Annotated in this window: 13 protein-coding genes; 10 read left to right on the forward strand and 3 right to left on the reverse strand. The window is 55.4% G+C overall.

Annotated features, from left to right (window positions below; translation table 11 throughout):
• The first annotated feature begins 50 nt into the window (after positions 1-50).
• Together ACW17M_RS00570 and ACW17M_RS00575 are read left to right on the forward strand one after the other, a co-directional pair.
• Positions 51-1,091 (forward strand): zinc-dependent alcohol dehydrogenase family protein, encoded by a 1,041-nt coding sequence (locus tag ACW17M_RS00570; protein ID WP_457546727.1) that lies wholly within the window; start codon positions 51-53, stop codon positions 1,089-1,091.
• Between the two features lie 113 nt (positions 1,092-1,204).
• Complete coding sequence (locus ACW17M_RS00575) at positions 1,205-2,080, forward strand: pirin family protein (RefSeq protein WP_457546728.1); 876 nt, start codon at positions 1,205-1,207, stop codon at positions 2,078-2,080.
• On the opposite strand, the gene ACW17M_RS00580 is transcribed toward ACW17M_RS00575, so the two are convergent.
• Complete coding sequence (locus ACW17M_RS00580; protein WP_457546729.1) at positions 2,077-2,703, reverse strand: DNA-3-methyladenine glycosylase family protein; 627 nt, start codon at positions 2,701-2,703, stop codon at positions 2,077-2,079. The genes ACW17M_RS00575 and ACW17M_RS00580 overlap by 4 nt on opposite strands.
• A 150-nt stretch (positions 2,704-2,853) precedes the next feature.
• Here ACW17M_RS00580 and ACW17M_RS00585 point away from each other — a divergent pair, with 150 nt between their 5' ends.
• From ACW17M_RS00585 to ACW17M_RS00600, 4 genes are all read left to right on the forward strand, one after another.
• Entirely contained in the window at positions 2,854-4,197 is a 1,344-nt protein-coding gene (locus ACW17M_RS00585) for a type II toxin-antitoxin system HipA family toxin (RefSeq protein ID WP_457546730.1), read from the forward strand.
• The gene (locus tag ACW17M_RS00590) at positions 4,194-4,514 is read left to right on the forward strand and encodes a helix-turn-helix transcriptional regulator (protein WP_159177813.1); all 321 of its coding nucleotides are present in this window, start codon (positions 4,194-4,196) and stop codon (positions 4,512-4,514) included. The genes ACW17M_RS00585 and ACW17M_RS00590 overlap by 4 nt, the downstream gene beginning before the upstream one ends.
• Before the next feature lie 160 nt (positions 4,515-4,674).
• Positions 4,675-5,886 (forward strand): MFS transporter, encoded by a 1,212-nt coding sequence (locus tag ACW17M_RS00595; RefSeq protein WP_022521089.1) that lies wholly within the window; start codon positions 4,675-4,677, stop codon positions 5,884-5,886.
• Between the two features lie 121 nt (positions 5,887-6,007).
• Positions 6,008-6,259: a hypothetical protein gene (locus tag ACW17M_RS00600; RefSeq protein WP_022521090.1), complete on the forward strand. Its 252-nt coding sequence runs from the start codon at positions 6,008-6,010 to the stop codon at positions 6,257-6,259.
• Positions 6,260-6,274: 15 nt separating this feature from the next.
• On the opposite strand, the gene ACW17M_RS00605 is transcribed toward ACW17M_RS00600, so the two are convergent.
• Positions 6,275-6,970 carry an extensin-like domain-containing protein gene (locus ACW17M_RS00605; protein WP_457546731.1) on the reverse strand — a complete coding sequence of 232 codons (696 nt, stop codon included), beginning with the start codon at positions 6,968-6,970 and terminating at the stop codon, positions 6,275-6,277.
• Positions 6,971-7,118: 148 nt separating this feature from the next.
• On the opposite strand from ACW17M_RS00605, the gene gmk reads away from it, so the two are divergent.
• The 4 genes from gmk to ACW17M_RS00625 all read left to right on the forward strand — a co-directional run bounded on the left by gmk (position 7,119) and on the right by ACW17M_RS00625 (position 10,791).
• Complete coding sequence (gene gmk, locus ACW17M_RS00610) at positions 7,119-7,751, forward strand: guanylate kinase (protein ID WP_009286310.1); 633 nt, start codon at positions 7,119-7,121, stop codon at positions 7,749-7,751.
• 118 nt (positions 7,752-7,869) lie between these two features.
• Positions 7,870-8,127 carry a DNA-directed RNA polymerase subunit omega gene (gene rpoZ, locus ACW17M_RS00615; RefSeq protein WP_007112267.1) on the forward strand — a complete coding sequence of 86 codons (258 nt, stop codon included), beginning with the start codon at positions 7,870-7,872 and terminating at the stop codon, positions 8,125-8,127.
• Between the two features lie 32 nt (positions 8,128-8,159).
• On the forward strand, positions 8,160-10,304 hold the full coding sequence (locus tag ACW17M_RS00620; RefSeq protein WP_041157433.1) for a RelA/SpoT family protein: 2,145 nt from the start codon (positions 8,160-8,162) through the stop codon (positions 10,302-10,304).
• Between the two features lie 97 nt (positions 10,305-10,401).
• A complete protein-coding gene (locus ACW17M_RS00625) occupies positions 10,402-10,791 on the forward strand; it encodes a RidA family protein (RefSeq protein WP_022521094.1) in 390 nt (129 codons plus the stop codon).
• Here the strand turns inward: ACW17M_RS00625 and ACW17M_RS00630 are convergent.
• Positions 10,788-11,669, reverse strand: coding sequence for an SDR family oxidoreductase (locus ACW17M_RS00630; RefSeq protein ID WP_022521095.1), 882 nt, complete (start codon positions 11,667-11,669; stop codon positions 10,788-10,790). The two genes, ACW17M_RS00625 and ACW17M_RS00630, sit on opposite strands and share 4 nt — an antisense overlap.
• Positions 11,670-11,719: the final 50 nt, after the last annotated feature.

The raw sequence follows: 11,719 nt of genomic DNA on the forward strand, positions 1-11,719 counted from the left end.
CCTTTAAACAGTTATAAAGTAAAAACAGCAATATGGTTTAGGAGACCTTGATGAAGGCCGTTGTTTTTGAGCAGTTTTCCGCCCCGCCGAGTATCCAGCAGTTGCCCGATCCGACGCCTGAACCTCACGGCGTGGTGGTGAAAGTGATGGCTAACGGGGTGTGCCGTAGCGACTGGCATGGCTGGGTGGGGCATGACGCCGATATTCAACTTCCCCATGTGCCGGGGCATGAGCTGGCAGGCGTAGTCGAAGCCGTTGGTAAAGATGTAACGCAATGGCGCATTGGCGACCGCGTCACGGTGCCGTTCGTGGGTGGCTGTGGCACTTGCCCAGAGTGTCACTCGGGCAACCATCAGGTGTGCGATAGCCAGTTTCAGCCCGGCTTCACTCACTGGGGCTCATTTGCCGAGTATGTGAGTATTCACTATGCCGATGTGAACTTGGTTGCGCTGCCAGAGACACTCGACTTCGCGACGGCGGCCAGCCTGGGCTGTCGGTTTGTCACTTCCTTTCGGGCGGTCGTCGATCAGGGCCAAACATCGGCTGGGCAGTGGGTGGCCATTCACGGCTGCGGTGGGGTTGGGCTTTCTGCTGTAATGATTGCCAACGCCGTCGGTGCTAACGTGGTGGCCATCGATATTTCGGAAGACGCGCTTGATCTGGCTCGCCAACTGGGTGCCACTGCCACCGTGAATGCTGCCAAGGTAGCCAATGTGGTTGAAGCGGTTGCGGAAATAACCCGAGGAGGCGCTCACGTATCCCTGGATGCGCTGGGCCACCCGACGACCTGCTTTAACTCCATCAGCAACCTGCGTAAACGTGGCAAGCATATTCAGGTCGGGTTGATGTTGGCAGAGAACAGTACGCCTGCCATTCCCATGAGCAAGGTCATAGCCAACGAGCTTGAAATACTCGGCAGTCATGGCATGCAGGCCCACCGTTATGACGCCATGCTGGCGATGATCGAGTCAGGAAAGCTGGCGCCTGAAAAGCTGATCGGCAAACGAATCAATCTTGAGCAGTCGATTGATGCGCTGATGAACATGGATAAGTTCGGAGGGGCAGGTGTGACGGTGGTGACCGAGTTTTGAGGAAACCGCTGAGACGTTTAATAACAATTTCCTTCAACGAAACAGGGCAAATTATTCGCTCCTCATCCGCGGCTATAGGTTTTACGCTGGAAAGTATTGATAAGGAGTAAGTTATGCCAGCAAACACTAACCAAACCGTGCGCCGCGTAATCGCCCAGCATCCAGCCAAGCGCGATGATATCGGCGATTTAGTTACCCGGCGCCCGCTGCCGGGGCCGCAGCTTGAACAGCTCGATCCGTTTCTGTTTCTTAATCACCATGGCCCTCAAACCTACCCGGCTAACAATCAGGGTCTACCTTTTGGCCCGCACCCGCACCGGGGCTTTGAAACGGTCACTTTTATTCTGGAAGGTTCACTGGCCCATGCGGACAGCGCCAAGCATCAAAGCGTGATCCATAAAGGTGGGGTTCAGTGGATGACCGCTGGCAGCGGCATTGTGCATGCGGAAATTTCGCCGGAGGAGTTTCTGCGCGTCGGCGGCCCGTTGGAAATTCTGCAGCTGTGGATCAACCTGCCGTCGCGCTTGAAAATGAGCGAGCCGCGCTATGTGGGGCTGCAGCAAGAATCCATTCCCGCTATTAAGTTGCCGGGTGGCGGTGAGCTGAATCTGATCGCTGGTGAGTGGCAGGGTAGCGTTAGCCCTATCAACTCACTGACTGGCGTGTTTATGTCAACGCTCAGGCTGCCTTCTGGTAGCCACGAACAGTTGCCCGCGGCGCCAGGACGGCAGGTGTTTCTCTACGTGGTGGATGGCGATGTCACGGTGGGTGGCGAACCAGTCAAGCCGCACCATCTGATTGAAGTAGATCGTGATGGCGACAGCCTCGATATCGAAGCCAGTAGCGATGCGCGACTGCTTTTTGGCCACGGTGAGGTGATTGACGAGCCCGTCTACTCCCACGGCCCCTTTGTGATGAATACCCGCGAAGAGATCGTTCAGGCGGTCGATGATTACCAGAATGGTAAGTTTGGCGGGCTGGATGCTTAAAGCGGCTCGCCGCGATAGTAGTGCCACAGAAACAGCGAACCCATGCTGCGCCAGGGCGCCCAGTGCTCCACCAACTGGCGGGCCTGCTTGGGTGTGGGGTTGTCGTCCATGCCTTTTAAGCGGCCCAGCGCTACCCGCAGGGCGAGATCATCGGCAGGAAAGATATCTGGGCGTTGCAGCGAGAACATCAGATAGATCTCAGCACTCCAACGGCCAAAGCCGCGTAGCTCGGTAATCGCGGCAATGGCTTCATCATCGCTTAGCTGTTCAAGCCCCTCGGCGCTAAAAGTGCCTGCCAACTCTGCTTCTGCCAGCCCTTTAGCGTACTCGATCTTGCGCCAGGAAAGCCCCGCATCGCGCAGTGCTTGGCCCTCTACCTCCATCACTGCCTTGGCGTGAAGCTCGGGCAGCAGTGTATTTACACGACCCATAATCGCGCGAGCCGCTTCGGTGGATAGCTGCTGGCTAACGATGGTGGAGAAGAACGTCGCAAAGCCTTTATCACGCTCGCGAGGCGAGGGCGCTCCGACTAGAGGTAGGGCGCGGGCGATATCGGGGTCAGCCTTGGCGAGTTCAGCCATGGCGTGTTCGATCGTGTTAAAAGATGGGGTATCAGCTGGCATTATTACTCCTGGTTAAAATGAGTGTTATATTGCTCACTAATTGGGTTTTTATATATTTATGAACATTAAAATGCACATTCCGGTACCTTGGACTACACTATTGAGCATTAAGCTGCTCAGTTATTAACTGCTCAATTAAGGTGTCCCACGTTGCTAACCATCCAGGCATTTCATCATGGCCAGTGGCACGATGCCGCTGAGCTGGTGATTGAGCACCCAGAGCAAGGTCGTCGAGGATCTGCGCGTTTGGGCTATATCACCGATTATGCCCTTGAGTGGCTGGATCGCGATGATGAGCATGCTTGCAGCCTGCTTTTGCCGATTGAACTCATGAATACTCATCAATCGCCACGCTGGTTCGCTTTTTTAGACGATATCATGCCTTCTGGGGCCAGCCGCCGTTACTGGGTTACGCAGTTGGGGATATCGGCGCTTACTGAGGCTGAACAAGATTACGCCCTATTGGCTAAAGGGACGATTGCTCCGGTGGGTAATTTACGTATTAAAGAGGCCCTTCCCGAGCGTCCAGTAGGTAGCACGCTAGAGCATCAACGCTTTGCCTTACGTGATGTTGTGGATCGAGATAGCGATTTTCTTGCTTATGCGCAGCAAATGGGAGCCGCTGGGGGTGGTGCGACCGGAGCTGGCGGTGAAGCGCCTAAGCTACTGCTACGCTGTTCGCCAAACGATCAGGTCTGGATCGATACCTATCAGGATGACCCGGCGAATACCGACCAGCACTATCTGGTGAAATTTCCTCGCGGCCAGCGCACCGAGCTTGATAACAATATCCTTCGCGCCGAATACCATTTCTATCATGAGCTGGCGTCACTCGGCATAGCGACGATCGACACTCAAGGGATGCGGCTACTGGAAGGCGAGCGCTATCCATCGCTGTGGTTGCCCCGCTTTGATGTTGATTACCCCGCTGGAAAGCGAACGCTGTATGGGCTGGAGTCGGTTTATTCCGCGATGAAGCGTCAGCCGGGAAGCTTCTTAAACCATTTTGACGTGATTGAGGCACTGGTTGGCCTGTTGAGCCAGCAATACCGCGTTCGCGAGTTAGGAGGTCATTTTGATACGGCGCGTTTCGTGAGCGAGTGGGTGAAACGTGATCTGCTTAATGTCGCTTTTGCTAATAGCGATAACCATGGCCGCAATACGGCGCTGTTGAAAACGCCTCAGGGAACCTGGCTGGCGCCAGTCTACGATTTTGCGCCCATGAAGGCTGACCCAGAAGGCATTATTCGCACCACCACTTGGGGCGCGCCGTTTGAAGAGGGTCCTGAATTCAGCTGGGTAGCCATTGCGGAGAACTTAAATGCCTATGTGCCAGCCGAGCAGTTGATGGCAGAGCTAAAAGCGCTGGGGAGGCAGTTAGTCGGGCTAAAAGAACGACTTGCTGCGCGGGGAGTGCCGGAAGCGTTGCTAGCATCGAATGCGGTGGGGTTAAATTATCTGGATGCTAAGCTGCGCCGCTGGGGGCTGGTATGAAACGCAAAGAACTCTCTAGCATTGAGCGCGAGGCACTACTTATGGCGCTATTGTCCCAGCTGCTGCGGGAAGAGATCAGCTCAGGGCAGGTGCTGCGTCAACTACGCCGCGAAGTGTTGGGAATGTCGCAGACACAATATGCCGAGCTGGTGGGTATCAGTCGCCGCACCTTGTCTGATCTGGAAGCCGATAAAGCAAGCCCTACACTGGCTCTGCTAAACCAAGTATTCCGCCCCTTGGGTCTGCAAACCGGCTTGGTGCCGCGTAACCGTCATCTGCGTGAGCGGTTGCTTTCAGTGGAACCCCCTAGCGCCTGACCGCCAAACACCGTATCCAAACATTTCCTATTCAGCCAAGCTTAACTATTGAGTTTGCACGCTAACTTTTTAAACGCAGCATGTTTCTACTTTCGTCTAATCCTGCGATCATTTAGCGCTAATCGAGATACCAACAGGGCGGTATCCCAAGGAGTTAAACATGCAGGATTCGACAGCATCGTCGTCTCAAGGGCTGGCGCGCAACCCGCGCTTGGCCGAATTTGTGTTGGCGCTGGGCGGCTTTGGAATCGGCACCAGCGAGTTCGTCATTATGGGCCTGATGAACCGTGTGGCGGGTGATTTAGCGGTAACGGTGCCTCAAGTGGGTTACGCAATAAGCAGCTACGCCTTGGGCGTGGTAGTCGGTGCGCCGCTGATTTCGGCGCTGGCCGCGCGAGTACCTAGGCGGTCGCTGTTGATTATGCTGATGCTGGTATTTGCGGTGGGCAATATTGCTAGTGCCATGGCACCAGGGTTCTGGTCATTCGTAGGGCTGCGTTTTCTGGCTGGCTTACCTCACGGCGCTTATTTTGGCATCGCCGCACTGGTGGCCGCGGGAGCCGTGCCGATAGACCAACGGGCGCGGGCTGTTTCCCGGGTGATGATGGGTTTAACCGTGGCGATTCTGATCGGTGCGCCGCTGGGTACCTGGGCGGGTAACCTGTTGGGCTGGCAGATCGCCTTTGCGGGTGTCGGTGGTATTGCGTTGCTCACCGCCCTGTTGATCCGCTTCTATGTACCGGTGCAGCCCGTCGATACTCTAGCAAGCCCGGTGCGTGAGCTTTCAGCGCTGCTTAAGCAGCGGGTGTTGGTTACCCTGGCGCTTGCCTGCATCGGCTGCGGCGGCATGTTCGCAATTTTTAGCTATGTGATGCCGACATTAACCCAGCAGGCGGGTATGAGCGAAGCGCTGGGGCCGTTGGTGCTGGTCATTTTCGGCCTGGGCTCTATTGCCGGTAACTTAATCGGCGGGCGCATGGCGGATAAAAACCTGATGCGTGCCATACCTACCATTCTGCTCTGGTGTGGCGTGGTACAAGGGTTGTTTTACTTTGCGGCGAATAACGTTTGGACGGGGCTGCTGTTTGTTGGCCTGGTGGGCACCAGTATGGCACTAGCGCCTTCATTACAAACCCGCTTGATGGATGTGGCGGAAGATGCCCAAACCATGGCGGCCTCACTCAACCACGCGGCCTTTAACGGTGCCAATGCCCTAGGGGCGTGGCTTGCTGGCTTGGCAATCAGCGCTGGCTTTAGCTGGTCGAGCACGGGCTTGGTCGGTGCGGGATTGGCACTCTGTGGCTTGGTGATTTTTGCCGCTGGGCGATGGTTGGAAAAGCGCACCTACGGCGCCGTGGCCCAGCGAGCCTAGCGTTGGCTAACGTTGCATTGTGATTGGCCAGCTGCCTAGTTATCGAACAGTGATAATTAACATGGCTAAAAAGTCGAATTCTCTCTACTGTGTAAGAGTAGTAACCCATAAGGAGATGACCATGCACATTCAGGTATTGAATTTGACACGCATATTGACCCTCGGCGCGGTGGTGGCGTTAACCATTGGCTTGGTGGGTTGTGGTACCACTACCGGAGAGCGCGCTACTAGCGGCGCGGGTGTCGGTGCTGCCATTGGCGCGGGTGCCGCAGCCGTAACCGGTGGTAGCGTCGTTCAAGGTGCCGTTATCGGCGGTGGCGTTGGTGCTGCCACCGGTGCCGCCACCGATGCAGATGACATCAATCTCGAATAAGTAATGGTTGATCTCTTAGCGACACAGCCTAAATCCGCGCATGCCCATATGAAAGTGATCCGCATGCGCGGCGTTGTAATCGGGCCCCAATACATTACCGAAGGTATGGCAGGCGCCATCCCGCGCAGCGCGTAAAAACTCACCTACCTCGCCTTCATCATCCCTGTCATTGATCAGCGTAATACGCTGGCCGTTCTCAAACTGAAATCCCACTACATCCAGCGCTTCGGCGGTGGCGTGTTCGCTGCGTCTGCCGGCTTCGCGGCCATAAACGTTACGGCAGGCAAAGCTACCTACGTGGTTAACCTGGCTCACTCGGCTACCCATAATCTCCTCAGCGGCAGGCTGCAACGCGTGGCGTTCATACATCACCCACGCTAGTGCCATGGGGCAGGAGGCCACGAAACTCTGGTTGAACGCGACCCCGCTAGAGTGCATGCGCACGATATTAGAAAGCGGGCAGCTCGCCGTGGGGGCGTAATCGGCCAATGGCGTATAGCGCAGCTCGCCCTCGGGGACGGTATCTAACGCAGCTAAACAGCCTGCGCGGTCGTCTGCCAAGCGGCTTAACTTAAGCTGTGTGACCGGCGTAATGGGGTCGTCAATATGCAGCGGAGCCCATGGCGCCCAGTGGCGGGGAATCTCAATGATGCCTTTTTGCAGGGCTACGCCCAGCGCAATCAGGGCTAAAATAAATAGCGTACTGCGCATGCCTACCTCCCTGTATGTCACCACCAACGCTACAGTCGTCGCGCTGGGTGTGCGATACTGCGCAGCCTTGCTGCTCTGCTGCAGTCGCTTTACTTGCGTTTACTACGTTTTCCGCTACTTATTTTGCTAACTGAAGGGAAAGTACTTCATGTCCCAAGGTACGCTGTTTATCGTTTCTGCCCCCTCAGGTGCTGGCAAGACTAGCTTGGTGCGCGAGCTAATCGAAAGCCTGGATGGGATTCAAGTGTCGGTGTCGCACACTACGCGTGCCAAGCGCGAGGGTGAGGTGAATGGCGTCAATTATCATTTCACCGATGTAGCCGAGTTTGAAGCGATGATCGCGCGGGGTGAGTTCTTCGAGTATGCCAAAGTATTTGATAATTACTACGGTACCTCGCGCCAGGCAGTAGAGGTATTGCTAGCGGCAGGTCAGGACGTCATTCTGGAAATCGACTGGCAGGGCGCTCAGCAGGTACGCACACAAATGCCTGATGCGGTGTCGATTTTTATTTTACCGCCTTCCCGCGAGGAACTGGAGCGACGTCTTGCTAGCCGTGGCACCGATGAGCATGCGGTGATTGCCCGGCGGATGCGCGATGCGGTGAGTGAAATGTCCCATTACCACGAATATGATTACCTCGTCGTTAATGATGACTTCACCACGGCGCTGCAGGAGTTACAGTCACTGGTAATCAGCCGTCGCTTAAGTCGCCCGTTAATGACCGAGCGCCATGCGCCGCTGTTGGCTGCGCTCTTGTCACAGGCGCCTACGGTCGAGTAATCTATACGGTTCTACTACTTTCTATTGCGTTGCACTATTTTTGTCGCACCATTTTTTCACTGGGTCGGCGCCGTTCTCTGCGGTGTCGGCCCGGTTCCGTCATAACAGGAAGGCTCCCATGGCTCGCGTAACCGTTGAAGATTGTCTTGAAAATGTTGAAAACCGTTTCAAGCTGGTGATGATTTCCACCCAGCGTGCTCGTCAGCTGGCGCGCGGCTCCCGCGATGCTCTGCTACCTTGGGAAAATGATAAACCTACGGTGATGGCGCTGCGTGAAATTGCCGCAGGCCTGGTCGATCACACTGTACTGGACGAGCCCGTTGAAGCCGCTGTTCGTCCGCGCCCGGCTATGGCGCCTACTCATATCGACGACTAACGTTTTCAACGAAACCGATAGAGGCGCGGTAGATGTTCACCATTGATGACCTGGCCGATAGACTCGGCGGCTATTTACCCTCGGATGAAATCCAGCAGGTCAAACGCGCCTTTTACTACGCTGAGCAGGCCCACGATGGCCAGCGGCGGCGTTCCGGCGAGCCGTACGTTACCCACCCGCTGGCGGTAGCGAATATTCTTGCCAATATGCACATGGATCATCAAAGCCTGATGGCTGCCATGCTGCATGACGTTATCGAAGACACCGGCGTATCCAAAAAAGCCCTGGAGGCTCAGTTTGGTAAGCCGGTAGCAGAGCTGGTAGACGGGGTATCCAAACTTACCCAAATCACCTTTGAAGACAAAGCCGTCGCCCAGGCGGAAAATTTTCAGAAGATGGTGCTGGCGATGTCGCGGGATATTCGCGTTATCATCGTCAAGCTGGCTGACCGGTTGCATAACATGCGCACCCTGGGCGCCCTACGCCCGGATAAAAAGCGTCGCATTGCCCGTGAAACGCTGGAAATTTACGCGCGAATTGCCGGGCGGCTGGGTATCAATACGATTCGTATCGAGCTTGAGGATCTCTCCTTTCAGGCGATTCACCCCATGCGCTCGGAGCGCATCAAGCGTGCGGTTGCCAAAGCGCGGGGGCACCGGCGCAGTGCCATGCGCGAAATACAGTCCTCCCTGCAAAAAAGCCTGGACGATGACGGGCTTAATGGCACCGTCATTGGACGCCAAAAGCATCTGCTGTCGATCTATAAAAAAATGCGCGACCAGCGTAAGCCCTTTGTCGAAATTATGGATGTGTTTGGCTTTCGCATCATTACCGAAGATGTGGCCAGCTGCTACCGTATTCTAGGCGTGGTGCATAACCTCTATAAGCCGGTACCGGGGCGCTTTAAAGACTACATTGCGATTCCCAAAGCTAACGGTTACCAGAGCCTGCATACCACCTTGTTTGGTTCCCGCGGTATGCCCATTGAGGTGCAGATACGCACCCGTGAAATGGAGGCCATGGCCAATAACGGTATCGCTGCCCACTGGCTTTATAAAGCGGGGCAGACTTCCCATCCGATTGCCGAGGGCAGCCATGCACGTGCTCGCGCCTGGGTTAAGGGCCTGCTGGAAATGCAGCGCCACGCTGGCGACTCGCTGGAGTTTATCGAGCACGTTAAAAACGACCTGTTCCCCGACGATATCTACGTGTTCACACCTAAAGGCGATATTATGGAGCTGCCCCAGGGCGCTACCGTAATCGACTTCGCCTACACCGTGCACACGGATATCGGCAATAACTGTATCGCTTGCCGCATTGATCGCCATTTGGCGCCGCTCTCGACGCGCTTAGAAAGTGGTCAGACGTTGGAAATTATCACCGCCCCCGGTGCGAAGCCCAATATTACCTGGCTAAATTTTGTGACCACCGCAAAGGCGCGTTCGGCAATCCGTCACGCGCTTAAATATCAGCAGCAGACCGAAGCGGTCATGCTGGGACGACGGTTGCTCAATAAAGCCCTGGCGCCATTCGATACCAGCCTGGAAGAACTGGATGAGAGCGCCCTTAAGCGCGCCTTCAAAGAGTTGGATGTCTCTTCTGAGGATGCTCTGTTGGAGTCGCTCGGGATGGGCAACCGCATGACCCACGTGGTGGCACGCCGCCTAGTGGCTGCGGCGCATGGCGAAAGCTATGAGCACCCTGTAGGCGGGGAGGGTAGCAAAGCCGTCATGATCAGCGGCAGCGAAGGCATGGTGATTAACTTTGCGCGCTGCTGCCATCCGCTACCAGGCGACCCCGTGGTGGGCCACCTTTCCACAGGCAAAGGGTTGGTGGTGCATCGCGCTGAGTGTAAAAACGTGGTGGATAAGAACTTCGCCGATAAAAATGACCCTGATAAGCTCTTCGCGCTGGAGTGGTCGGACACCATTGATGAAGATTTCCCGGTCGCGCTGCGTATCGAAATTGAGAGCCGTCGTGGGCTAGTCGCAGAGCTTGCCGGGCTGGTCACCGATGCCGATGCCAATATTGAGCGGATTGGTATTGAAGAGCGCGATGCCCACCTTTCCACCGTCAATCTGACGCTGTCGGTGAAAGGTCGTGTGCATCTGGCACGCATCATTAAACGCATCCGTAACCTTCCCAACGTTGGCAAAATTACCCGACTCGCTAATTAATACTATACATAACAACATGCTGATATAAATCGGCAGCGATCGCTATTTTTCAGTATCAAATAATTAAGTGTTACCCATTACAGGAGCGAAACAACGTATGAGCAATAAGGCCGTTATCAACACCAGCAAAGCCCCCGCGGCTATTGGTCCTTACTCCCAGGCCATTAAAGCGGGCAACACGGTTTATCTCTCTGGCCAGATCCCGCTGGATCCCGCGACCATGGCGATTGTGTCTGAGGATTTCGAAGCTCAGGCACGCCAAGTCTTCACCAATCTACAGGCAGTATGCGAAGAAGCGGCGGGCTCGCTAAGCGATATCGTGAAGCTGAATCTGTACCTGGTGGACTTGGATAACTTTGCGATTGTTAACCAAGTCATGGAGGAGTTCTTCACCGCTCCTTTCCCCGCCCGCGCCGCCGTTGGCGTCAAAGCACTACCCAAAGGCAGCCAGGTGGAAGCGGAAGCGGTGATGGTTATCGGTGACTAGGCTTTGTTTAGCTCTAGAAAGCCGCCCTCTTTGAGTACCTGTGCATAGCCTTCGCGGTAGCTAGGAAAGCGGAACTGATAACCAGTGCTCAATATGCGCTGGTTATCGCAGCGTTTGCTCGTTCGCCGACGTAAAGGGGACTGCATGGTCTCTGTGGCCTCTACTTTTAACTGCTCGGCCAGCCACATCATTACGTTATGCATGGTGACCGGTTCGCAGTCGCTGCCCAGGTAGATATCATCCAGCGTCTCACCGCGCTCCTGATAGCGAATCAGGTGGGCAATAATACCTGTGCAGTCGTCGCGGTGGATGCGATTGGAGTAGACCACAGGAGTGATCGCAGCCACGCGGCCTTCAGCAACCTGATGAATCAGTCGATCGCGGCCAGGGCCGTAAATGCCGGAAAAGCGAATCACCGTGCCCGGCAGGGGGTGATTGATCAGCGCCTGCTCAGCCTCGCACATTAGGGTGCCAGAGAAGCTAGTGGGGTCGGTGGGGCTCTCTTCGTTAACGACCTCGCCCTCCTGCTGGCCATGCACGCTAGTTGAAGAGACGAAAAACACCCTACGTGGAGGCGTTTTGTGCTGCTCCATCACGCTCAGCACGCGCTTTAAACCTTCCGGATAGGCACTTTGATACGCGCTCTCTTCGAAACGGTCAGCGCTGACGGTATAAACCACATAGTCAGCTTGAGGCAGGCTTTTGGCATCGGCCTCTTCAAGGCTATCCAGGTCTAACGCCAGCGGTGTAATGCCGGTGTCTTTTAAGGCTTCCACGTTGCGGCGTAGGCCAATCACTTGGTGCCCTTCCTCAAGCAGCTCGCGCCCAAGGTTGATCCCTAAATCGCCACAGCCGATAATCAGTACGGTTAGCTTCACCGTGCTCACTCCTCTTGATTAATATTCCCTATTAGATGCAAAGTCTCTAC

It is taken from the genome of Vreelandella sp. 2A-K22 (assembly GCF_054065485.1).

What these genes read in the sequence shown, in the direction of transcription:
- ACW17M_RS00570 (WP_457546727.1), top strand. Translation starts at nt 51, where the DNA reads ATGAAGGCCGTTGTTTTTGAGCAGTTTTCCGCCCCGCCGAGTATCCAG.
- ACW17M_RS00575 (WP_457546728.1), top strand. Translation starts at nt 1,205, where the DNA reads ATGCCAGCAAACACTAACCAAACCGTGCGCCGCGTAATCGCCCAGCAT.
- ACW17M_RS00580 (WP_457546729.1), bottom strand. Translation starts at nt 2,703, where the DNA reads ATGCCAGCTGATACCCCATCTTTTAACACGATCGAACACGCCATGGCT.
- ACW17M_RS00590 (WP_159177813.1), top strand. Translation starts at nt 4,194, where the DNA reads ATGAAACGCAAAGAACTCTCTAGCATTGAGCGCGAGGCACTACTTATG.
- ACW17M_RS00595 (WP_022521089.1), top strand. Translation starts at nt 4,675, where the DNA reads ATGCAGGATTCGACAGCATCGTCGTCTCAAGGGCTGGCGCGCAACCCG.
- ACW17M_RS00600 (WP_022521090.1), top strand. Translation starts at nt 6,008, where the DNA reads ATGCACATTCAGGTATTGAATTTGACACGCATATTGACCCTCGGCGCG.
- ACW17M_RS00605 (WP_457546731.1), bottom strand. Translation starts at nt 6,970, where the DNA reads ATGCGCAGTACGCTATTTATTTTAGCCCTGATTGCGCTGGGCGTAGCC.
- gmk (WP_009286310.1), top strand. Translation starts at nt 7,119, where the DNA reads ATGTCCCAAGGTACGCTGTTTATCGTTTCTGCCCCCTCAGGTGCTGGC.
- rpoZ (WP_007112267.1), top strand. Translation starts at nt 7,870, where the DNA reads ATGGCTCGCGTAACCGTTGAAGATTGTCTTGAAAATGTTGAAAACCGT.
- ACW17M_RS00620 (WP_041157433.1), top strand. Translation starts at nt 8,160, where the DNA reads ATGTTCACCATTGATGACCTGGCCGATAGACTCGGCGGCTATTTACCC.
- ACW17M_RS00625 (WP_022521094.1), top strand. Translation starts at nt 10,402, where the DNA reads ATGAGCAATAAGGCCGTTATCAACACCAGCAAAGCCCCCGCGGCTATT.